The 23,639-nt window shown below is 35.4% G+C and carries 21 protein-coding genes, 2 rRNA genes and 1 pseudogene; 15 read left to right on the forward strand and 9 right to left on the reverse strand.

Annotated elements, in window-relative coordinates; all coding sequences use genetic code 11:
- Nucleotides 1–60: 60 nt before the first annotated feature.
- Complete coding sequence (locus OPR58_RS09375; protein WP_265022531.1) at nt 61–801, reverse strand: DsbA family protein; 741 nt, start codon at nt 799–801, stop codon at nt 61–63.
- A 327-nt stretch (nt 802–1,128) separates the two neighbouring features.
- On the opposite strand from OPR58_RS09375, the gene OPR58_RS09380 reads away from it, so the two are divergent.
- The 6 genes from OPR58_RS09380 to tnpC (OPR58_RS09405) all read left to right on the forward strand — a co-directional run bounded on the left by OPR58_RS09380 (nt 1,129) and on the right by tnpC (OPR58_RS09405) (nt 7,262).
- Complete coding sequence (locus OPR58_RS09380; protein ID WP_265022532.1) at nt 1,129–3,012, forward strand: DUF3857 domain-containing protein; 1,884 nt, start codon at nt 1,129–1,131, stop codon at nt 3,010–3,012.
- Between the two features lie 47 nt (nt 3,013–3,059).
- Nucleotides 3,060–4,550, forward strand: a complete 1,491-nt coding sequence (locus tag OPR58_RS09385) for a UbiD family decarboxylase (RefSeq protein WP_265022533.1) — start codon at nt 3,060–3,062, stop codon at nt 4,548–4,550.
- Nucleotides 4,551–4,590: 40 nt separating this feature from the next.
- Complete coding sequence (locus OPR58_RS09390; protein WP_265022534.1) at nt 4,591–5,118, forward strand: phospholipase D family nuclease; 528 nt, start codon at nt 4,591–4,593, stop codon at nt 5,116–5,118.
- Between the two features lie 84 nt (nt 5,119–5,202).
- Nucleotides 5,203–5,514, forward strand: coding sequence for a hypothetical protein (locus tag OPR58_RS09395; RefSeq protein WP_265022535.1), 312 nt, complete (start codon nt 5,203–5,205; stop codon nt 5,512–5,514).
- Entirely contained in the window at nt 5,490–5,744 is a 255-nt protein-coding gene (locus tag OPR58_RS09400) for a hypothetical protein (protein ID WP_265022536.1), read from the forward strand. Before OPR58_RS09395 ends, OPR58_RS09400 begins: the two co-directional genes overlap by 25 nt.
- A 165-nt stretch (nt 5,745–5,909) precedes the next feature.
- Nucleotides 5,910–7,262, forward strand: a complete 1,353-nt coding sequence (gene tnpC, locus OPR58_RS09405) for an IS66 family transposase (RefSeq protein WP_265022537.1) — start codon at nt 5,910–5,912, stop codon at nt 7,260–7,262.
- Here tnpC (OPR58_RS09405) and tnpC (OPR58_RS09410) read toward each other — a convergent pair.
- From tnpC (OPR58_RS09410) to pstC, 4 genes are all read right to left on the reverse strand, one after another.
- Nucleotides 7,259–8,602, reverse strand: a complete 1,344-nt coding sequence (tnpC, locus tag OPR58_RS09410; protein ID WP_265022247.1) for an IS66 family transposase — start codon at nt 8,600–8,602, stop codon at nt 7,259–7,261. The genes tnpC (OPR58_RS09405) and tnpC (OPR58_RS09410) overlap by 4 nt on opposite strands.
- Before the next feature lie 393 nt (nt 8,603–8,995).
- Nucleotides 8,996–9,337, reverse strand: a complete 342-nt coding sequence (locus OPR58_RS09415) for a F0F1 ATP synthase subunit epsilon (protein WP_010404622.1) — start codon at nt 9,335–9,337, stop codon at nt 8,996–8,998.
- Nucleotides 9,338–9,342: 5 nt separating this feature from the next.
- The gene (gene atpD / locus OPR58_RS09420) at nt 9,343–10,779 is read right to left on the reverse strand and encodes a F0F1 ATP synthase subunit beta (RefSeq protein ID WP_029237661.1); all 1,437 of its coding nucleotides are present in this window, start codon (nt 10,777–10,779) and stop codon (nt 9,343–9,345) included.
- A 94-nt stretch (nt 10,780–10,873) separates the two neighbouring features.
- Entirely contained in the window at nt 10,874–11,962 is a 1,089-nt protein-coding gene (pstC, locus tag OPR58_RS09425) for a phosphate ABC transporter permease subunit PstC (protein ID WP_265022538.1), read from the reverse strand.
- A 107-nt stretch (nt 11,963–12,069) separates the two neighbouring features.
- On the opposite strand from pstC, the gene rpmH reads away from it, so the two are divergent.
- The 5 genes from rpmH (at nt 12,070) to OPR58_RS09450 (ending at nt 13,712) form a co-directional block, all read left to right on the forward strand.
- A complete protein-coding gene (rpmH, locus tag OPR58_RS09430; protein WP_010404613.1) occupies nt 12,070–12,204 on the forward strand; it encodes a 50S ribosomal protein L34 in 135 nt (44 codons plus the stop codon).
- Nucleotides 12,188–12,565, forward strand: coding sequence for a ribonuclease P protein component (gene rnpA, locus OPR58_RS09435; RefSeq protein WP_080589533.1), 378 nt, complete (start codon nt 12,188–12,190; stop codon nt 12,563–12,565). The genes rpmH and rnpA overlap by 17 nt, the downstream gene beginning before the upstream one ends.
- A 73-nt stretch (nt 12,566–12,638) precedes the next feature.
- Nucleotides 12,639–12,848: a hypothetical protein gene (locus OPR58_RS09440; RefSeq protein WP_264374615.1), complete on the forward strand. Its 210-nt coding sequence runs from the start codon at nt 12,639–12,641 to the stop codon at nt 12,846–12,848.
- A 439-nt stretch (nt 12,849–13,287) separates the two neighbouring features.
- Nucleotides 13,288–13,536, forward strand: coding sequence for a DUF6444 domain-containing protein (locus tag OPR58_RS09445; RefSeq protein WP_265022268.1), 249 nt, complete (start codon nt 13,288–13,290; stop codon nt 13,534–13,536).
- Nucleotides 13,536–13,712: an IS66 family transposase zinc-finger binding domain-containing protein gene (locus tag OPR58_RS09450; RefSeq protein WP_406846499.1), complete on the forward strand. Its 177-nt coding sequence runs from the start codon at nt 13,536–13,538 to the stop codon at nt 13,710–13,712. The genes OPR58_RS09445 and OPR58_RS09450 overlap by 1 nt, the downstream gene beginning before the upstream one ends.
- Nucleotides 13,713–13,782: 70 nt before the next feature.
- Here the strand turns inward: OPR58_RS09450 and OPR58_RS09455 are convergent, their stop codons facing one another.
- Entirely contained in the window at nt 13,783–14,748 is a 966-nt protein-coding gene (locus OPR58_RS09455; protein WP_264336652.1) for an IS110 family RNA-guided transposase, read from the reverse strand.
- Between the two features lie 234 nt (nt 14,749–14,982).
- Between OPR58_RS09455 and tnpC (OPR58_RS09460) the strand changes: the two genes are divergently transcribed.
- Nucleotides 14,983–15,921, forward strand: coding sequence for an IS66 family transposase (tnpC, locus tag OPR58_RS09460; protein WP_265023147.1), 939 nt, complete (start codon nt 14,983–14,985; stop codon nt 15,919–15,921).
- A gap of 35 nt (nt 15,922–15,956) precedes the next feature.
- Here the strand turns inward: tnpC (OPR58_RS09460) and OPR58_RS11340 are convergent.
- From OPR58_RS11340 to OPR58_RS09470, 3 genes and pseudogenes are all read right to left on the reverse strand, one after another.
- Nucleotides 15,957–16,451: pseudogene (locus OPR58_RS11340) on the reverse strand (IS66 family transposase); the annotation flags it as partial.
- A 191-nt stretch (nt 16,452–16,642) separates the two neighbouring features.
- A 5S ribosomal RNA gene (gene rrf / locus OPR58_RS09465) occupies nt 16,643–16,749 on the reverse strand.
- A 67-nt stretch (nt 16,750–16,816) separates the two neighbouring features.
- A 23S ribosomal RNA gene (locus OPR58_RS09470) occupies nt 16,817–19,581 on the reverse strand.
- Nucleotides 19,582–19,912: 331 nt separating this feature from the next.
- Between OPR58_RS09470 and OPR58_RS09475 the strand changes: the two genes are divergently transcribed.
- The 3 genes from OPR58_RS09475 to ruvX all read left to right on the forward strand — a co-directional run bounded on the left by OPR58_RS09475 (nt 19,913) and on the right by ruvX (nt 23,633).
- Nucleotides 19,913–20,983: a class I SAM-dependent DNA methyltransferase gene (locus OPR58_RS09475; RefSeq protein ID WP_265022539.1), complete on the forward strand. Its 1,071-nt coding sequence runs from the start codon at nt 19,913–19,915 to the stop codon at nt 20,981–20,983.
- Nucleotides 20,984–21,031: 48 nt separating this feature from the next.
- A complete protein-coding gene (locus tag OPR58_RS09480) occupies nt 21,032–22,816 on the forward strand; it encodes a ribonucleoside-diphosphate reductase subunit alpha (RefSeq protein WP_265022540.1) in 1,785 nt (594 codons plus the stop codon).
- Between the two features lie 349 nt (nt 22,817–23,165).
- Complete coding sequence (ruvX, locus tag OPR58_RS09485; RefSeq protein ID WP_265022541.1) at nt 23,166–23,633, forward strand: Holliday junction resolvase RuvX; 468 nt, start codon at nt 23,166–23,168, stop codon at nt 23,631–23,633.
- Nucleotides 23,634–23,639: the final 6 nt, after the last annotated feature.

Consider the following 23,639-nt stretch of genomic DNA (forward strand, 5'->3'; position numbering starts at 1 on the left):
TGTTACTTACTATATCTTAACTATACTTAAACTTTCTTGTGCTGTCAAGCAGGAAATTTATTAATCTTTTAACCCATTCACTTTTTTGCGTAATATATTCAAATCAGTTTTTCCTACAAAAAGACTATCTCCTATTATCAAAAAAGGTGTACCGCCTACTCCCAACTCCCTTACTAAAAGTTTACTATTGTTTATCATGTGCTCAATTTTGTCTGCATTATTTTTCATAGAGTTATTAAAATCTTCCTCGTTAATCCCTATATTTTTTACTATACCCAATATAATTTCGTCTGAAAATTCTCCTCTGTGATTTAGTGCAGCGTAGTGAAAATCTAAGTACTTTTCTTTATCGATAAAATAAGTTGCTAAAGCACCTTTTGCTGCCTTTAAAGAATTGTTGCCAAGTATTGGAGCATCTCTAAAGATATACTTAACTTTGCCATCATTGATCAACTGTTTTATATCGTTCTTTATGGCCTTGCAATATCCACAAGAATAGTCAAAAAAACCTACAGCTATGACATTGCTATTTTCATTCCCTGAGTAAGGATAAGTGGAGTCAAATATTTCATTTTTATGCTGAGAAATTTTATTTTTGGTTGCATTAGCATAACTATTTTTAGCTGACTCTTCCTGGAGAGTTTTTATGATCTTATCAAAATTTTTACTGATGTAGTCATCTAATCTCTCACTTATATGATCATCGTTTAAGACTTGACTGCGATGTGAAAGCCAATTGTTTATTACTGGTAAACTTGCTACTGCAAATATAAAAATCAATAAAAATGGTATCTTAGACATGAACTTACTTAAAGGAAATAATAAGACACATTATAGTAAAGAAATGTTGAATGTTAAAATATTTGCATCAAAAAATGTAAATTTAGTATATTATTATATCAGAAATTTTGGCGATATCGGTCATTTGAAAAACTTTAGACAGTCTTTACCGACACGTATAGCAATTATAAACATCGCAGTAAAAAGTTGATTATTTTATAACCGCTGCGTATAATACTGACAAACACGGCCATAAATTATATCAACGAACCAATAGCTGAGTTTATACACTGTGGGTAGTATTGTGCGGGTCTAATAGAATGACTTTTCAATAAATGTGAGAACATAATGAAATTTTTAAAAACTCTTTTTAACTTAACGTTGTTAGTGCTTTTTATAACTCCTTCAGTTGAAGCAAGGTGGGCTAAGTACGAAGATGCTTCCGTTGAGGTTGAATTTTCTAATGTTAACATTAATGTTAATAGAGATGGTACCTACGAAACGGAAGTAGAACTACAAGCAAAAATACTCAAGGAATCCGGACGTGATAGGTTCTCTCTATACAGTCTTGTTTACAATGATGATAGTGCAGATTTTACTGTTTTAGAGGCTAAAACAACTTACAACGGAGAAGAATATATAGTAACTGAAGACATGATGGAGGATAAACCGCTGGCTAGCCCTAGCAAAGGTTTCGATCAGTTAAGGCAAGTAACCATCTCATTCCCTAAAATAGAAATTGGTACGGAAGTATATTTAAGATATAAGCAAGTTAACAAAAAGGTTCCCGTTGATAATTTTTATGGCTTGAGCTTTTCGTATTATGGGGATTATTTACAAGCAGAAAATACTAAAATCAATTCTGAATTGCCTCTAGAGATTAAAGTTAATGATCCAAGAAGCGTATTAGAGATTGCTGAGGAAAAAAAGGATGATGTACATTCTATAAGCATTGCTTTAAAGAGAGCAGTTTATGAAAACACAATAAATGAGCCACATAATGGAATATTGAATACAAAACACAACACTTGGGTATCATTGTCGAGCCTATCTAAATGGGATGATTTAGCTAAAAAATTAGCTCCTGGATATCATAGCGTCATTAATCAGCCACTTCCTGCAACTTTTATAGCTATAGCAGAATCTGCTGCCAATAAAAATACTGATGAGGAGAAAATTAATGCAGTCACTTCTTTATTGAATGAAAAAGTTCAATATATGGGAGATTGGCGCACAGTCTCAGGAAAATATTTTCCACGAGATTTAGAGAAAATTGCTGATTCTCAAGTCGGGGATTGCAAAGACTTTTCTGCTAGCACGGCTGCTATTTTACAAGAACTTGGTTATAAAGTTCAACCTATTTTAGTTATGAGAGGAACTACTAGCACTTCTAATCCTGAAGCATTACCTAATATGGGTAATTTTAATCATGTGATGATCAAAGTAACAAATAGAGATGGAAAAATATATTGGATCGATCCAACTAATACCGTCAGTATGGCACAGGGTATTTTTCCAGACATTGCTGATAGGAACGCTCTAGTACTCGATTCTGAGGAAGCAGATTACATAAAGATTCCTGCTGTACAAGGTGAAAATTCAAAAGTGATATCCCATAGTGAATTAACTATAGAAGATAATGTTGTAAATGAATATGGCCAGCTTACCGTGCAAGGGGAAGCAGCCTTAGGCTTAACAGGTGTTGGATTATATTATTCAGATGAGCAATTAAGAGATTCTGTTTTTCGTATGATTAGTGGAGTATATCTTGATGAAGAAGAAAAGAAGTTCTTAGAATTGCCTGACCTTACCTTGCGTAATGTAGAGGATCTGACAATTAAATATGAGTTCCAGCAAAAAAATAAGATTTTCAAGACAAATCTAGGGCCGGCTTTGAATTTAGGAGATAATTGGCTTAATGATGTTGTGAATACAGCTTCTGACCAAATATCAGACCTTTTTATTGGTGTTCCTAAAACTAAGGAAAGCCATATGATAATAAAAGATATCAAAATTAAAAATTGTGAAAATTTGAATTTTGAAATAAATTCTCCTTGGTTATATGTAAATAGGTCGTGTAAATATCAAAATGATGGAACCGAATTTAGCAATTTAATAACCATAAAGAAAAGCTTTATTACCAATGAAGAATTAAAGACTGCTGAATATAAAAACTTAAAAAGCGAATTGGAGAATAATTTTTCTAGAGCCTCTATAATAATAAGTGAATGAGTTGTGCTGGGAAAAGCACTTCTTAAAAGGCTTAAAATTTTTAAAATATGTACAATAACTTACGCGACTTCATCAGAGCATTAGAAGAAAAAAAAGATCTAATTAGAATTAAAAAAGAAGTTTCAACTATTCTTGAAATGACAGAAATTCATCGTAGGGTTTTGTCAAACAAGGGACCAGCTATCATCTTTGAAAATGTTGTCACAGAAAATGGCAAAAATTCAATTCCCGTTTTAGTGAATTTATTTGGTACTATTGAGAGAATTGCATTCGGACTTGGTATAAATTCTGATGAATTAAGGGATCTGGGTAAACTTCTAGCATTTTTGCGATCACCTGAGCCGCCAAAAACCTTCAAAGATGCTGTGAAAATGTTTCCTCTACTAAAAGTTGTATTGTCGATGCGGAGCAAAGTTGTGAGCAAAGCCCCATGTCAAGAGGTGGTGCTAACTGGGGATAAGGTGGATCTTAGTTTGCTACCTATTCAGACATGCTGGCCAAACGAGCCTTCACCGCTTATCACTTGGCCACTTGTGGTAACAAAAGGACCAACAGCAGACAAGCAAGATAATTTCAATCTTGGAATATATCGTATGCAGGTTGTGAATAAAAAAACGACTCTCATGCGCTGGCTTGCACATCGTGGTGGTGCAGGTCACCATAAACGGTGGAAGGAGGAGAGGGGGCAAAATATGAAGTTTCCTGCGGCTGCTGTGATTGGTAGCGATCCTGCAACGATTATTGCTGCGGTAACTCCGGTGCCGGAGACTTTATCAGAATACCAATTTGCCGGGCTGCTGCGAAAAAAACCACTTGAGCTTGTAAATTGTAAAACTATTCCTCTTCAGGTTCCAGCTCATGCTGAGATCGTTCTGGAAGGATATGTAAGTTTAGATAAGTATAGAGATGAAGGGCCATACGGAGACCATACCGGTTACTATAATGCTGTTGAACAGTTTCCTGAGTTTAACATTACTGCAATTACAATGCGCAAAGATCCAATTTATCTCAGCACTTTCACTGGCAAGCCACCAGATGAACCATCAATTCTTGGTGAAGCACTCAACGAAATTTTTGTGCCGATTCTCATCAATCAGTTTCCGGAGATAGTAGATTTTTATCTGCCTCCAGAAGGTTGTTCATATAGAATAGCGGTAGTGTCGATAAAAAAGGCTTATCCAGGGCATGCAAAAAGAATTATTATGGGCATACTCGCTTTTCTCAAACAGTTCTTATACACCAAATTTATTATAGTTGTTGATGATGATATAAATGTACGTGATTGGAAGGAAGTAATGTGGGCAATGTCAACAAGAATGGACCCTGTACGTGATACAATCATGATAGAGAATGCTCCAGTTGATTATTTAGACTTCGCTTCTCCTGAAAGTGGTCTCGGAGGTAAAATAGGGTTTGATGCAACAAACAAACTTCCACCTGAAACCAAACGAGAATGGGGAAGAAAAATTGAAATGAGCGAGGAAATAATAAAGAAAGTTACAGAGAAGTGGAAGGAATATGGGTTGACAGATGATTGAGATATGATGTAGACTACCGCCGTGTATTTAGGTGTGGTTTGTGAGGCTTTTATATCTTTTATTTTTGTCGGCATGTTTTTCTCTGTATTACTATGTGGGTCCTACATTCTCGCCTTGCCCAAAAGCAACAGTTTGCTTCTCACCTGAAGAAGACTGTGCTGTACCGATAATCAGCGAGATAGACCAATCTAAAGAATCTATCTTAGTTCAAGAATATACATTTACTCTTGGAACAGTTGCAAAATCTTTGATTAACGCCAAAGAGCGTGGTGTTGATGTTAAAGTCGTCTTAGATAAATCACAACTCCATTCAAAATATAGTGTCATAAGCGAATTGTTTTCAAATGGAATACCGATTTGGATCGATAATAAGCCAAAAATTGCTCATAATAAGGTAATAATTGTTGATAATCAAAAAGTCATCACAGGATCGTTTAACCTCAGTAAGACAGCTGAAAAGGGAAACGCTGAAAATTTATTAATTATTGAAAATTATCCTGAATTAGTCCAGCAGTATTTGAAGAATTGGGAAATACGAATGTCACAATCCTATCAATATGCTCCCTAGATACTTGATATCAAAAAAAGTCTTTTTATTGATAGATTTAATTTCTTGTGATATAATAAATTAAAAGGTTTTAAGGGGTAGGTAATGGATTACATAAATGATGCTGCTGATAGTTACGCTGCCATTCATGATTTTTTTCAAAATAATGGTGTTGGAGATTACAAAGTTCAATGCAATTATGGTGGTGTACCGTATGCTACTGGCGAATATGTACATTCTGGAGACAAATTTTGGAGCAATAATTTTATAGACTCACATTTTGGAAGGGAAATAAAAATGTATCCTCAAAGTGAGCTTCTAGCTAAAGAGTATGCTGGTAATACACTACCGGTTTCAATATCACTAGACAAGGATCTAATAAAAATAAAAGAATGTCAGAAAAAACTAAATTTGTAGAACTAGAAGGGGAATCAGGTGATATAGTATATGATAAGCAAAAGCATATAAAGTGCTACACGACAAAGTTATCATATGACGATGTTTCTGTTCATAATAAAAACGAAGTTTCAATACTGAATATTAGATATAATATGCCAAATGATCTGAGATACAGTTTAAACATAGCCTTCACAAAGGTTAATGATAATCAACCAGGTTTTTGGCAAAAATTTAAAAATATGTTTTAATAAAGTAGCTTCTCAATCAGGAATATTCTGGTGGAAAATGAATATCTACTTAGTAATGAATTTGGTCAGTAGCTACTAAGTTTGTAACCGTTCACGGAGATAAGGTGGTTTACAAAGTAAGTATAAAAGTGTAAAGAGATAGGAAGCTAAATATGGAATGGGTAAATGACAGCAGTGCTGCAAGAAAAGGTTGTAGCAGAAAACGCTAATCTCAAGGAAGAAATAAAAGCACTGATCAGAGAAAATGATAGCTTGAAAGCAAAAATAGTTGAATTAGAAGACAAATTGGGCTTAAATTCGCAAAATTCATCGCTGCCACCATCACGAGATATATATCGTAAGAAAGCAAAAAAGAAAAGTGATAAAAAACCAGGAGGTCAGCCAGGACATAAGGTGCATAAGCGTGAATTAATGGCTGCAGACGAGGTAGTGAGATGCACAATTGATACAATTTGTATGTGTGGAGGTAAGATTACTTTAGAAGATGAAATTATTCATCAGAAGGCAGAGTTGCCAGAAATTAAGCCAATTGTAACTGAGTACAGGTTGCAAAGAGGACATTGTAGAGTATGTAATAAAAGAATTACAGCAAATTTACCCGAAGGTGTTGCAAGAGATTTTCTAGGACCCAATGCTAAAACAGTTATAAGCAGCCTTAGCGGCTTTTTTATTAACTCAAAAAGAGAGGTACAGCAAATTTTGGGCAGTATTTTTAATCTAAATATAAGCCTTGGTTTAGTCTCAAATACTGAACGCAGGGTATCGAAGAAGTGTGCATCTGAATATGAGAAAATGAAGGAAGAGTTGCAAGGAAGCGAGTATTTGCATATAGACGAAACAGGGCACAGAAATCAAGGAAAGAGAGGCTGGAGTTGGGTAATAACAAACAAAGCGTTGACACTTCTGAAGGTAAGCGAGTCTCGTGGTAAGAAGGTGTTGAAGAGTTTACTGCCAGAATATGATGGTATAGTTGTGAGCGATAGATACGCTGTATACAATTACTTCAATCGTGAAAATAGACAGATATGTTGGGCACATCTGGCAAGAGATTTTGAGAGATTTGCCCATAGTAAAAATGTTGAAGTGAGCAAAATTGGCCAAGCACTAAAATCGCTCAGCAATAAGGTGTTTGTAGTAGATAAGGCAAAAAAACAAAATTTGATAGATAATTTGAGATTTTATCGACTGGTGCGAAAAATTCGGAAAAGGGTAAAACATTTTTTACGTAAAATGACGAGGGTTGCAAATAGCACTCAAGCTTCAAGAATGGCCGCTAAGATGTTACGATCTGAGGATATGATGTGGAAGTTTTTAAGAAAACCTGAAGTGATAGAAACAACTAATAACCTTGCAGAACGGCAAATTAGACGGTACGTAATTTATCGTAAAAACAGCTTTTTCACCTGGTCAGAACGTGGAGAAAGATTCGTGGAAAGAATGTTGTCGATATTTTTGACATCACGTCTAAATGGCCAGAACCCCTTTCAAAGTAACCGTTCACGGAATATTCCCAATTAGGCAGGAATAGCGACTAAATTCTGTAGTTTCTGGACAGGATTCTGATCATTCAAACGTGCAGTCAAAAATATCGAAAGCATTCTTTCAATGAACTTTTCTCCACGTTCTGACCAAGTGAAAAAACTATTTTTACGATAAATGACGTACCGTCTAGCCTGACGTTCTGCAAGGTTATTGGTTGTCTCGATCAGATCAGGATTGCGCACGAATCTCCACATCATATCTTCAGAACGTAGTATATTGGCAGCCATTCTCGAGGCCTGAGTTCCTTTTGCAACCCTTGTTATCTCTCGCAAAAAATGTTTCACCCTTTTTCGAATCTTCCTCATTAACCGGAAAAATCTTAAATTGTCTATCAGGTTTTGTTTACGTGCTCTATCTACCACAAATACCCTGTTGCTCAGCGATTTTAATGCTGCGCCAATTCTGCTCACTTCAACATTTTTACTGTAAAAAAACCTTTCAAAGTCCCTTGCTAAATGGGCCCAGCATATCTGTCTGTTTTCACGATTAAAGTAATTATACGCAGCATACCTATCGCTTATAACTATTCCATCATACTCTGGCAATAGCCCTTTTAATATCTTCTTTCCGCGAGATCCAACTAACTTCATAAGTGTTGCTGTTTTATTCGTTACTACCCAACTCCAACCTTTCTTTCCCTGGTTCCTATGGCTTGTTTCATCTATATGTAAATACTTGCTTTTCCGTAGCTCTTCTCTTATTTTTTCGTATTCAGATATACATTTTTCTGATACTCTACCCTCGGTCTTTGATACCAAACCTAGGCTTATATTCAGATTAAATATGCTGCTCAAAATTTGCTGTACTTCCCTTTTTGAATTGATAAAAAATCCACTAAAACTGCTAATTACTGCTTTTGCATTAGCTCCTAAAAGATCCCTTGTCACACCTTCAGGCAGACTAGCTGAGATCCTTTTCTTACACGCCTTACAGTAGCCTTTTTGTAGCCTATATTCAGTCACTATCGGTTTAATTTTTGGCAATTCAACCTTTTGATGCACAGTTTCTTCTTCTAAAATAACTTGGCTTCCACACATGCAAATTGTATCAATTGAACATTTTACCACCTCATCTGCTACCATCAATTCCCGCTTGTGCGCTTCATGTCCTGGCTGCCCGCCTGGTTTTTTATCGCTCTTCTTTTTTGTCTTTTTGCGATATACATCTTGCGATGGTGGCAGCGATGAATTTTTTGAATTTAAACCCAGCTTATCCTCTAGCTCAATTATTTTTGTCCTTAACTTATCATTCTCTGCTTTCAGAGTACCAACTTCTGACTCCAATACCACAATCTTTTCTTGTAGCACCTCTATCATCAACCCCTCATCTATCTAGTTTATTGTTTTTTATACTAATTATGCAATTTTTGTAAACTACTTTCTTATACCGTGAATGGACAAAGTTGATAAGCCTAAACGCCATCATGTCTTTAGGAGAGTCTGCTAATGAAGGCTCTTAAGTTGACGCCATTGCGTGAACGGTTACCTTTCAAAAGCTACAGAATCTAGTAGCTGTCACTGCTTAGTTCTTTAATTCATTCTCACAATCCGTGAACGGTTACGCCATCCCAGTGTCAAGCACTGGGATGACAAGAAGGAAGATACTGGAATGACATCTTCCCTGAACCATAATGTTCGTACAGTTGTGTGTCAGCTACTTGAAGTGGGAATGACAAGAGTAAACTCATTTCTTGAACACAAAAAGAGCCCCTAAAGAGATTTGACATCAAGATAACTTAAATATATACCAACTCTCTTATTTTTTAATGATTCCTCATCATGAGTCAAATGATCAAAAACCTGAATTTGATTCGTTATAATGCTACAATTATTATTTGCAACCTCTAATATACCATTATCAATTACAACTTTTTCCTTTGTCTGGTTACTCATTTGAACAGTAATTATACCAGGCAATAAATAAATTAAGTAAGGAGAATGGTAAGCTAAAATCACTAGCTCTCCTTCAAGCCCATTCACTGAAAGCGAAACCACTTCATCGAATGAAATTCGATTATCAGGAGAAAAAAATTGCACCTTAAAAGTGTTCATAATCTTTAATGTCCGGCTCCAACTTCAGCTTTTATTGATTCAGCCTTTTCTATTGCTTCACTTATACTTCCCACCATATAAAAAGCAGCTTCTGGCAGGTGATCATATTTACCTTCAATAATTCCTTTAAAACTAGAAATAGTATCAGAAAGTGAAACAAATTTGCCAGACATGCCAGTAAATACCTCCGCAACATGAAAAGGTTGAGAAAGAAACTTCTGAATTTTACGAGCTCTATCAACAATAATTTTATCTTCATCAGATAGTTCATCCATACCAAGTATTGCGATAATATCTTGCAGCGACTTATAAGTTTGCAATATACGTTTCACTTCAGAAGCCACATTATAATGCTCTTCACCAATGATTTCAGCAGATAAAGACTGAGAAGTTGAGTCAAGTGGATCAACAGCAGGATATATACCCATTTCAGCTATCTGCCTTGACAACACTGTGGTTGCATCAAGATGAGAGAATGTCGTTGCTGGAGCTGGATCGGTCAAATCGTCTGCAGGAACATATATAGCCTGTACAGAAGTAATAGAACCAGCAGTAGTTGAGGCTATTCTCTCTTGCATAGCGCCCATATCAGTCGCAAGAGTTGGCTGATAACCAACAGCCGACGGTATTCTTCCAAGCAAAGCAGAAATTTCAGAGCCAGCTTGAGTAAAACGGAAGATATTATCTACAAAAAATAGAACATCTTGATTTTCATGATCACGAAAATACTCCGCCATAGTTAGTGCTGTTAAAGCAACCCTAGCCCTTGCTCCAGGAGGTTCATTCATTTGACCATAAACCAAAACGGCTTGAGATTTTTCGTGCTCATTTATATCTATTACATTCGAAGTAATCATCTCGTTATAAAGATCATTACCTTCACGCGTTCTCTCTCCTACTCCAGCAAACACAGAAAATCCTTTATGAGCTTTTGCTATGTTGTTAATCAGCTCCATTATCAGAACTGTTTTACCAACACCAGCTCCACCAAATAAGCCAATTTTTCCTCCTTTAAGATAAGGAGCAAGAAGATCTATAACCTTTATTCCTGTAACTAAAACCTCTTCCTGTATCTTCTGCTCGGTAAAACTTGGAGGTGATCTATGTATAGGTTCTAAATTATACTTTCCTTTTAAAGGACCACACTCATCTATAAGCTCTCCTACAACATTAAAAATCCTTCCTAAAGTTGAGCGCCCAACCGGAACTGATATTGGTGCACCTGTATCAACAAACTCATCACCTCTTGACATACCATCTGTGCTATCCATAGCAATGCAACGAACTATATTGTCACCTATATGTTGTGAAACCTCTAAAACTAGCTCCTTGCCCTTACATTTTAGTTTGCTTTTCAAAGCATTAAATATCTTAGGTAACTCGCCTTCAAATTTTAGATCAACAACTGCTTGAGTTATCTTAACCGTTCTACCTATATTCATCTCTTTCATCACCTAACACTATAATTCTATAAAAGAACTTCTAAAAAATAAATCTTATATTATTAACAGAAATTTTGCAATATTAAAACACTTACTAGTTACGTTTCATTATAAATAGTGCAAATGCATTCAATAGCCAAGTAATAACAAACAGCACCAAACTAAGCGCATAAGCAGCAAGAGTTTGCACACTATTGAAATCCTGATCTCCGGTAAGTAATGTAGCAATTTGTACAGTGATAGTAGTAACTGAATTGAGAGGATTAAAGGTCAAATTTGCATTGATTCCCACAGCCATTAGTACAATCATTGTTTCACCTATCACCCTTGAAATTGATAATAAAACTGCACTTAAAATTGTAGGCATTGCATAAGGTATTGTTATATGCCATATAGTTTCCGCTGGTGTTGCGCCAAGCGCCGTAAAACCATAACGTAAACTTTTTGGAACAGATCTTATAGCATCTTCAAGCAAAGAAATAATAAAAGGAAGAATCATTATTCCAATCGATAAACCAGCAATCAAAGCACTTTCTGAGTGTATACTTAGATTAAAAAAATTCGCTACCTGCTTTATAAAAAAAGACAAAAATACAACTGAGAAGTATCCATATACAACAGTAGGAATAGCAGACAAAACCTGTAAGGCTGTATTAATAACATAACGCACTTTTTCACTCGCATACTCACTAATATATATTGCAGAAAATAAACCAAGCGGCACCGCAACTAACATTGCTACAATAGTTATAAGTAATGTCCCCACTAAAAGTGGCGCTATACCAAAACACCCCACCTCTCCTTCACCAATAATAGCTACATTATGCTTCCATTTTAAGCAAAATAAGAATTCTGAAATAGCTACTTTATTAAAAAAAGAAATGGACTGAACAAAAATAGATAGCATTATAAATAAAGTGATAAAAAGTGATATTGCTAAAGCCATAAATAACAAAAATTTTACCATCTTATTTCTTTTACCTTTAAAGATAAAAATCAGCATAAAAAAAAGTAACGCTATAGAAATAGAAGTTATAAAATAACCATCATAGAATGCTAACAAACAAGGTAGCACCCACATACAACTCAAATATATATAAGACTTAACTTTACTTACTGCTTGAAACTTACTCAAACAAAATAAAAGGATTAGTAAAACAGGTACGCCTATAATTAAATTCATTTTTCCATATATCAAATTTTATTCAACAAGAATGCCATAGAAGTTGACCATTATTTGACAATAGAGAAAAATAATTTAAAATAAATAGTTATATTAATATAAAAACAATGAAAAGAACATTTCAACCAAAAAATTTAAAAAAAAAGCACAAACATGGATTTCGTTCACGTATGTCAACAAAAGCTGGAAGAAAAATTCTTAATAAGCGTCGCTCATTAGGGTGTAATAAATTATGCGCATAGTAAGCATAAAAAAAAAGAGTTTTCCTTTGCTTTTAAAAACAGATTAGCACCTGACAGTCTTTTTTATCGAGGGGTATATATATCACTATATGCTATAAAAGAAAGAGAACCTGAAAAGTATATTCATGTTATTAGAGTAGGTCTGGCTATCAGTAAAAAAGTCGGAAAAGCAGCAAAAAGAAATAAAATAAAAAGGCAATTACGAATGCTAGCTAAAGTTAGCATTTCTAATATAAGTAATGTAGGATACTATTACATAATACTAACCCATAAAAACATTATGCAAGCAGGCTATAAAAATTTACAAAAAGACCTCAATATTTGCTTAAAGAAAGATAAAATAAGAAGAAATTTTCACTAAAGTATTTACAGATATATTTTTTATGATAAGATAAGTAAACTTTTTAAAATAAATTAATAGATGTGGGTGCTTGATGGTAGAGAGTATAAGAAAAGAAGATAAAAAGCTCGATACAAATAATGCTGAAGAGAGTTTTTATGAATATAGAAAGTCTAGCTATCGTACACAATGGGGAATGGCATTTGAACAAAGCCAATACTTAGAACAAAATAAGGATAATCCTAGAGGGAAGTTGCTAAATTTAAATATAGAAGCAACTTATTACAATAAGAGAATAGTTTGATAAAAGTAAAAGTACCCGTTCAAGGGAGTGGTTCAAAAAACGATAGGCAGGGGATTGTATAGTTCTCTTTGTTTCCATGTTAAGTATAATGAAATTATCCTTTCAAATTCCTAGCTCTGATTACGTAAAATATGAGCTTTTACAGTAAATGATATAATGCCTAATTTGCTGTTCAGCGCGATAGTGGAATACTTTCTGGTTTACTTAAAAAATTTCACATCATTCTTTCAGATTTTAAAATATTTTTCGCAACTTGAAAAGCTCCAGTTGCTTCAGATAGGTAGCTTCAAGTAATACCTTATACGTTTTGCAACTTTCTTACACTTCTGTTTCATTTTTTAATAAAGCTTTTTTTAGGTAACCGTTCACGGAGATAAGGTGGTTTACAAAGTAAGTATAAAAGTGTAAAGAGATAGGAAGCTAAATATGGAATGGGTAAATGACAACAGTGCTGCAAGAAAAGGTTGTAGCAGAAAACGCTAATCTCAAGGAAGAAATAAAAGCACTGATCAGAGAAAATGATAGCTTGAAAGCAAAAATAGTTGAATTAGAAGACAAATTGGGCTTAAATTCGCAAAATTCTCATCGCTGCCACCATCACGAGATATATATCGTAAGAAAGCAAAAAAGAAAAGTGATAAAAAACCAGGAGGTCAGCCAGGACATAAGGTGCATAAGCGTGAATTAATGGCTGCAGACGAGGTAGTGAGATGCACAATTGATACAATTTGTATGTGTGGAGGTAAGATTACTTTAGAAGATGAAATTATTCATCAGAAGGCAGAGTTGCCAGAAATTAAGCCAATTGTAACTGAGTACAGGTTGCAAAGAGGACATTGTAGCAGTTGTGTTAAAAGTCAATAGAAAAATTGATGTAGCTGTGAATAAGTACTTAAAATTTGTGTGGGCGTACTTATTCACAGCTATGCTATTGCTATATAGAAGCAGTTTTAGGGCTATACTCCTCAGTAAACAGTCTACCGTCTCTTACTAAAGAGTTAGCAAGGATAAGTAATTTTCTCATTGCAGCAGTAGAGGTAACTTTATATGGTTTTTTATATTGATTGTATAGCCTATCAAAGAAGATTTTTATATAAGAATTGTACCTTTGCGCACTAAGAATGCACATATGTAAAACCTTTCTAATTTGTGATCTACCACCCTGAATACACCTTTTTCCCTTACTAAAACCACTATCTCGATTAAAAGGTGCAACTCCGGAAAGGCTGGATATTTCTTTATGTTGGAGAGTTCCAAGCTCGGGTAGATAACAAATAAAAGTAATAGCTGTTATTGCACCTACACCAGGTATACTAGTTATTGACATGTACTTTTTTTTAAGCTCTTGATTTTTATCGACTAATTCCATTACCTCATCTTCTAAGACTTGAATTTGATTTTGTAAAACTGCAAGTAGCTCTTCCATTTGTTTGATTATAGATAAATCGGTTACTTGATGAGCTTGGGTTTTTTGTATTTTTGCTATTTCTACTAGTTGATTCCTGCGAGATAATTTTTGCTTCAAACAGTCAATACTACTAACTTTTAAAGGAGTGACACGCATGTCTGTATTACTAACATAACGTGAGATGATGCTACAGTCTATTTTATCAGTTTTAGTAGCAATACCAAGGCTTTTTGCATAATCTCTCACCCATCTTGGTTGAATGACATATACTTCAAAACCATGGCTTAATAAAGTATAAGCACATAATTTTTCGTACCCACCAGTTGCTTCAAGTCCAACTTTGGTTACGTTATGTAAACGCAAAAAGTCGATTATTTGATCAATAGCTTGAACGTTATTTTCAAATACTTTATGATGTCCAAGTGGATGAATATGGATATCTAGTTTATTTTTGCTAATATCAATGCCAGTAATAATATTTGATAAATTCATAATCCCTCCATAAATAATGTGTATACTGCATTTTCCACCCTTATATACGAGCCTAAAAGCTCAACCAGTTGTTCGGAACTTTCAGTATAATAAACCAGAGAGGAGAACCTTGCTGCAAAACGGTCCTTATGACCAAGAGTATGTACGGTTCCTCCTCTCTGCGTGTCTTTATACCGCCATTTCGTGACATTTATAAAGACTTGTTTTTAACATATAAGAGTATGTAATAAAAGAATTACAGCAAATTTACCCGAAGGTGTTGCAAGAGATTTTCTAGGACCCAATGCTAAAACAGTTATAAGCAGCCTTAGCGGCTTTTTTATTAACTCAAAAAGAGAGGTACAGCAAATTTTGGGCAGTATTTTTAATCTAAATATAAGCCTTGGTTTAGTCTCAAATACTGAACGCAGGGTATCGAAGAAGTGTGCATCTGAATATGAGAAAATGAAGGAAGAGTTGCAAGGAAGCGAGTATTTGCATATAGACGAAACAGGGCACAGAAATCAAGGAAAGAGAGGCTGGAGTTGGGTAATAACAAACAAAGCGTTGACACTTCTGAAGGTAAGCGAGTCTCGTGGTAAGAAGGTGTTGAAGAGTTTACTGCCAGAATATGATGGTATAGTTGTGAGCGATAGATACGCTGTATACAATTACTTCAATCGTGAAAATAGACAGATATGTTGGGCACATCTGGCAAGAGATTTTGAGAGATTTGCCCATAGTAAAAATGTTGAAGTGAGCAAAATTGGCCAAGCACTAAAATCGCTCAGCAATAAGGTGTTTGTAGTAGATAAGGCAAAAAAACAAAATTTGATAGATAATTTGAGATTTTATCGACTGGTGCGAAAAATTCGGAAAAGGGTAAAACATTTTTTACGTAAAATGACGAGGGTTGCAAATAGCACTCAAGCTTCAAGAATGGCCGCTAAGATGTTACGATCTGAGGATATGATGTGGAAGTTTTTAAGAAAACCTGAAGTGATAGAAACAACTAATAACCTTGCAGAACGGCAAATTAGACGGTACGTAATTTATCGTAAAAACAGCTTTTTCACCTGGTCAGAACGTGGAGAAAGATTCGTGGAAAGAATGTTGTCGATATTTTTGACATCACGTCTAAATGGCCAGAACCCCTTTCAAAAGCTACAGAATCTAGTAGCTGTCACTGCTTAGTTCTTTAATTCATTCTCACAATCCGTGAACGGTTACTTTTTTAGCATAAATAATTCAGTGGATGCGTTTTTTAAGTAACAGCCCAGAATTTTAACTTCAATAGTCCAGCTATGTTTCAAAGTACCTGTCAGCGACTATTACGATTGCAACATACACTGTCTTTTAAATCTTCTTTCCCTTTAAAACTTGCAGTATTGCTTCAGCACTAACCAAGTTTACCTTTATTATAACACGTTGATGCGCAAAACCTCACTTTTCTTATTCGATTTGCTCATACACCTTTTTGCATTTTGAGGGAATTCTATATTCACTATTTGATACGCTTTCAATTCACATTAAAAACATCACTTATAATTTTCACGTTTTGAATTTTTATAAAATCCACTGAGTGCTACAATTATCACCTAACTATTGGACCAAATGTATCTGCTTTTTGGTAGTTTGCTACTTCTTCTTTCTCCTCATCTCCAACAACTTAATTAATATTCAATTATATAAAGTTTGATTTTCGGAAGATCAATTGTTTGATGATTTGTTAAATGTTGCTATCTCTCCTCCTCATTTGCAAATAGGTGACAAATTCTACTTTTAAATTTTCTACTTTTATTTTAAAGTTTTCGCAAAATTCTAAAAGATCAGTTATATTACCTCACAGCTACTCTATGTTTACCTTGTTTCATCGCTCTACTGAACAGATATAAATAAAAAGAAATTTTTATAAACTTGGCAACGACCTACTTTCCCTTTTTAAGTATCATCGGCGCTAAAAAGTTTCACTTCCGAGTTCGAAATGAGATCGGGTGGTTCATTTTTGCTATAGTCACCAAGTCAATAAAAATTTCTGACTTAACAAATTTCAATTTAATATTTAACACTGCATATACACATATAGAAAGGAAATAAATCAATCAGGCTATTAGTACTAGTTAGCTTCACATGTTACCATGCTTCCACACCTAGCCTATCAACGTGGTAGTCTTCCACGGCCTTAATTGGGAAATCTTTTTGAAGAGGGTTTCTTGCTTATATGCTTTCAGCAATTATCCCATCTATACATAGCTACCCAGCGATGCTATTGGCATAACAGCTGGTACACCAGAGGTATATCCATCTCGGTCCTCTCGTACTAGAGTCAGATCTTCTCAAATTTCCTTCACCCACGGCAGATAGAAACCGAACTGTCTCACGACGTTCTAAACCCAACTCACGTAACACTTTAATCGGCGAACAGCCGAACCCTTGGGACCTTCTCCAGCCCCAGGATGTGATGAGTCGACATCGAGGTGCCAAACGGTGTCGTCGATATGAACTCTCGAACACCATCAGCCTGTTATCCCCGGCGTACCTTTTATCCGTTGAGCGATGACCCTTCCATACAGAATCACCGGATCACTATGACCGACTTTCGTCTCTGCTTGGCTTGTCAGCCTCGCAGTCAGGCAAGCTTATGCCATTGTACTATCAAGCTGATTTCCGACCAGCTCTAGCTTACCTTCGCACGCCTCCGTTACTTTTTAGGAGGCGACCGCCCCAGTCAAACTACCCACCATACAATGTCCTAGTTCCAGATAATGAAACATAGTTAGATATCAAAAGTGTAAAGGGTGGTATCTCAAGGTTGACTTCATTATAGCTAGCGCCATAACTTCAAAGTCTCCCACCTATCCTGCACATCACACTTTTAATAGCAATGTAAAGCTATAGTAAAGGTGCACGGGGTCTCTTCGTCTAACCGCGGGTACCCCGCATCTGCACGGGGGATTCAATTTCGCTGAAGTGATGTTGGAGACAGTGGAGAAATCGTTACGCCATTCGTGCGGGTCGGAACTTACCCGACAAGGAATTTCGCTACCTTAGGACCGTCAGTGTTACGGCCGCCGTTTACTGGGGCTTCAATTCAGAGCTTGCACCCCTCCTATTAACCTTCCAGCACCGGGCAGGCGTCAGACCCTATACTTCCACTTACGTGTTTGCAGAGTCCTGTGTTTTTAGTAAACAGTCGCTACTCCCTATTTTGTGCCACCTACTCATAGTTGCCTAAAAGCAGGTTACCCTTCTTCCGAAGTTACAGGTATAATTTGCCGAGTTCCTTCAACATCATTCTTTCAACACCTTAGTATACTCTACTCATCCACCAGTGTCGGTTTACGGTACGGCCTCATAAATATAAGTGCTATTTCCTGGAGCTTCTTTTAAGCATAGATCAATCCAATAAGACCTATACAAATACAAAACCCGTCACACTTAAGAGGTTTAGGAATATTAACCTAATTGCCATCGACTACTCCTTTACGGACTCGCCTTAGGAACCGACTAACCCTACGCAGATTAACTTAACGTAGGAACCCTTAGATTTTTGGTGAGAGTGTTTTTCACACTCTTTTACGCTACTTATGTCAGCATTCTCACTTCCGATATCTCCAGCAGTTTTCACAAACCGCCTTCACAGACTTACGGAACGCTCCGCTACCGCGCCTATTAATCGAAATTAATAAGCACCCACATCTTCGGTATACAGCTTTAGCCCCGGTACATTTTCGGTGCAGAAAAACTTATTTAGACAAGTGAGCTGTTACGCTTTCTTTAAAGGATGGCTGCTTCCAAGCCAACCTCCTAGCTGTAATGGTTTTTCCACTTCCTTCCCCACTTAGCTGTAATTTTGGGACCTTAGATAGTGATCTGGGCTGTTTCCCTTTCCACCACGGACTTAGCACCCGTAGTGTGTCTGCTGTATAATTAATTGTTGGTATTCGGAGTTTGGTTAGATTTGGTAAGATGATGAATCCCCCTAGTCTATCCAGTGCTCTACCCCCAACAACATACATACAACGCTCTACCTAAATAGATTTCGCGGAGAACCAGCTATTTCCAAGTTTGATTGGCCTTTCACCCCTAATCACAACTCATCCAATAATGTTGCAACATTAACTGGTTCGATCCTTCAGTATGTTTTACCATACCTTCAATCTGGTCATGACTAGATCACTTGGTTTCGGGTCTAATCCATAAAACTAAACGCCCTATTCAGACTTGCTTTCGCTACGCCTACACCTACCGGCTTAAGCTTGCTTCATAGATTAACTCGCTGACCCATTATGCAAAAGGTACGCTGTCACTCTAAATATCAATAAATTGATATAGAGCTCCAACTGTTTGTAAGCACTTGATTTCAGATTCTATTTCACTCCCCTCCCGGGGTTCTTTTCACCTTTCCCTCACGGTACTTGTTCACTATCGGTCGTTAAGGAGTATTTAGGCTTGGAGGATGGTCCCCCCATATTCAAACAGGATTTCACGTGCCCCGCTCTACTCAAGGATTTAAAAACTTTCTATTTATACAGGACTATCACCTTCTATGGTTACCATTTCCAGAGTATTCTAATTCTTATTTTTAAATCACTAGCCTTTTCCGCTTTCGCTCGTCACTACTAACAGAATCTCGGTTGATTTCTTTTCCTTTGGCTACTTAGATATTTCAGTTCACCAAGTTTGCTTTATATACTTAGTATATAATAACTAGCTAAACTAGTTGGGTTTCCCCATTCGGAAATCTGCGGATCAAAATTTGTTGACAATTTCCCACAGCTTATCGCAGCCTGCCACGTCCTTCATCGCCTCTTAACGCCAAGGCATCCATCAAGTGCTCTTAATAATTTATTTATCTGACTATATGTAGAATATGCAGAGTTAAATATTAACTTACAATTGAATTGAGATTAAATAATCTCTACCATAAAACTTTTCAAACATCTAAAAACTAATCTTTTATATGTTACAATCTGATAAATCATATGTCAACGCCTTTTTACACAAAACATTTACCTATTATTATCAACAACAATATACCAGCAATCTTAAACAGTACAATCTGAGAAATATTCGACAAATTGATATGTACAGAAAAATTAATGAAAAAGATATTTTGTAAGATAAAATGTGTTAAAATTAGTTACCTAAAAATGAAAATGAACATTTGGAGTATTTCTAATGTATGAAAAGTAATCTATCTTTTATAAAAAACTTTGCTTTAAATTGTATATCTAAGCTCACTGGCTTATTAAATATTAAAAAAGTAAAAAATTTCATTATGGATAAATACAATACTCTCCATAAAGAAATTGTAGTGTTTCTTGAAAAATCTAAAAACCTGTTAAATACCAACATTGAAATCGGGTTATATCACTTCTATAAAGGTAATATATCAGATGCAAAGTTAAGATTTTGGTTAATTAGCATATTCTACCCCAATTTACCTCTAGTCTGTTATAATATTGGAAGATGTCATTTTGCAGTAGGAAATACTAATAAAGCTTATAATTATTTAACAAAGACACTAAAATTAGATAGTAGTCACAAAGAAGCTTCTTACTACTTAAAAAAAATAACAAACACATCAGATATCGTAGAATTGCCTGAAAATCTCATAAAACAATATTTTGATTACACAGGTGAATATTTTGTTGAGCATTGGCTAATTGCCAAACAATACAGAGGGCATGAACTAGTACACATGATAATTACAAAAGTCTTTAACAACTCCACTTCTAAACTGAATATACTCGACCTTGGTTGCGGTACTGGAATATGTGGTCACTTCCTAAAAATAAGTAATATTAGAAGTCGCATAACAGGAGTTGACATCTCAAATAGAATGCTCAATATTGCAAGAGGATGCCTTATAAAAGGTAAACCTGTTTACGATGAGTTAATACATACAGAAATGAAAGAGTTTCTTAAACAAGAGAAGAACCAGCAGTATGATGTAATTATCTTTGCTGAAGTGCTACACTATCTACATGATTTTCTAGCAGAATTGGAACTAGCAAAAGGATTGACAAACAAAAAAGGGATTATTGTATGTTTAGTAAGAAGAAAGGAAGGTAAAGGTATTGACTTTGTAAACAAAGGAGATTATTTTCGTCATTCAGAAGATTATATTAAGCATGTTGCAAAAGAAACAAATATGCAAATAAGTCAAATGAGTTACTGTAAAATATATGGCAGTCAGGTTGATGGTATCTTATTTGCATTACAACATCCACAAACAAATTCAACAACTTAATCGAGAAATCGCTCAAATAAATTTCTATATTATCATAAAAGGAGCCTTATGAATTACATTACTATTAATTACGCAAAAGATAGTAAATTAACCGATTTTGGAAAAGCAGTTCTATTGGATAGGTATTTAATAGAAAATGAAAGTTATCAAGATCTCTTTATACGTATTGCTAATTACTATTCTGATGATAAAAAACATGCACAACGTCTTTATGATTACATGAGCAACTTGTGGTTCATGCCTTCAACACCAATACTTAGTAACGGCGGTACCAAAAGAGGATTGCCTATTTCCTGCTTTCTTAATGAAACTGAAGATAGCTTGAAGGGAATAGTTGATCTATGGAATGAAAATGTTTGGCTCGCTGCACGTGGTGGTGGAATAGGTAGTTATTGGGGAAATTTACGTTCAATTGGTGAAAGTGTCAAAGGTAGCGGTAAAACATCAGGAATTGTGCCATTTATCGTAGTACAAAACGCTCTGACGCTTGCAATCAGCCAAGGATCCTTAAGAAGAGGAAGCTCAGCAGTTTATCTTCCTGTATGGCATCCAGAAATAGAAGAGTTTCTAGATTTACGTAAGCCAACTGGTGGTGACCCAAATCGCAAAGCATTAAATATACATCATGCTGTAATAGTAACAGATAAGTTTATGCAAGCTGTTGAAGATGATCAAGAATGGGATTTAATAAGCCCTCATAACAATAAAGTTATTTCAACAGTAAAAGCACGGGATATATGGATTAAAATATTAACAGCAAGAATTGAAACTGGAGAACCTTATATTATCTTTCTTAATGCAACAAATAACAATAAACCAGAACCTTACAAAAAGCTCAATTTAGATATCAAAATGTCAAACCTATGCAGTGAAATAACTTTAACTACAGGTTACGATCACCTGAACAAGTCACGCACTGCTGTATGTTGTTTATCATCCGTAAATCTTGAATACTACGAAGAATGGAAAGATAATGAGCTTTTCATAGAAGATATAATGCGTTTTCTTGATAATGTATTAGAGGATTTCATAAACCAAGCACCAAATGAAATACAGCGAGCAAAATATTCCGCAATAAGAGAGCGTAGTATCGGCCTTGGCGTGATGGGTTTTCATTCATTTTTACAAAGTAAAATGGTTCCTTTTGAATCAGTAACAGCCCAACAATGGAATAAAAAAGTATTTAAGCATTTGCGCGAGCAAGCGGATGTAGTTTCTAAAAAATTAGCAGAAGAAAAAGGGCCATGTCTTGACGCTAAAGAAATCGATCTAATGGAAAGGTTCACACATAAGCTCGCTATTGCTCCAACTGCCTCAATTTCGATTATCGCAGGCAACACTTCTCCTGGAATAGAGCCGTATGCAGCAAACGTATTTATACAGAAGACACTTACAGGTTCATTTGTAGTACGAAATAAATTCTTGCAAAAACTACTAGCAGAAAAAAATCAAGACAATGATGAAACATGGTCCTCAATTTCAACAAATGAGGGTTCTGTTCAGCATTTAGATTTTCTTAGCAAGCATGAAAAACTGACATTTAAAACAGCATACGAACTTGATCAACAATGGATCATAGAACATGCAAGTGATAGAACTCCTTATATTTGTCAATCTCAATCAGTAAATCTGTTCTTACCTGCCAATGTGCATAAACGCTACTTACACAAAATACATATGCTTGCTTGGAAAAAAGGATTAAAAAGCTTGTATTACTGCAGATCACAATCAATGCAGAGAGCTGACAAGGTCTCACATGACATATTCAAAAAAAGTGAAATATTGCAACAAAAAACAGATATTAATTATGATGAATGTCTGTCATGCCAGTAGACTGGGCATACCTTACTGTCACCAAAATACAATTGTACAAAAGTTATGTTTTTAAGGCAACTCAGTTGTCGTCCAGTATTCTCTTCCCCGTCATTCAAGTAATCCTCACCATCATCCAAACGCTCTTCCTCTTGTCATCCCAGTGCTCGACCAGGTATAAAAGTGCTTGCAGACCATACAATTGGCAGGGGATTTTAGGAACATATGTCAAAAACAACGTCTATGATAAAATAGGCTGGATTCCAGTGTCAGCTACTCGAATGACACCTTGCCTTACAGAACGTTCTTACAGTTCTATATCACGCTACAACTTATTTGTTTATTCTTGGCTTTAAAGGAAATCTAATAGATGCTACATAGAAATCCAGACGAGTTTCTAAAGTCTATTCCAAGAAATAAACGCATAATGTGCCTTGATATGGGAGAAAAACAAATAGGCGTAGCATTTAGCGATAAAACACAGCTTATAGCTACAGCTCATAGTATATATTACAGAAGAAATATGAGCAAAGATTTAGGTTGTCTGTATAGAATATTTAAAGAAAATGAAGCTGGATCAATGGTAATAGGACTACCATTCACAATAGATGACCAAGAGACCGAATGGTGTAAAGCAATAATTCAATTTGCAAATAAAATAATAAAAAAATGTAAGATAAACATATACCTACAAGACGAAAGTTTATCAACATCTCTTGCAACTCACGCACTAAAAATTACCGGAATATCAATCACAAAATCGGAAAAAATAGATGATAAAATTGCTGCATGTATTATTCTGCAACGAACATTAGATAAAATAAACACCATCAAATAGTTTTTT

It is taken from the genome of Wolbachia endosymbiont (group B) of Ischnura elegans, from assembly GCF_947251585.1.
Lineage (GTDB): Bacteria > Pseudomonadota > Alphaproteobacteria > Rickettsiales > Anaplasmataceae > Wolbachia.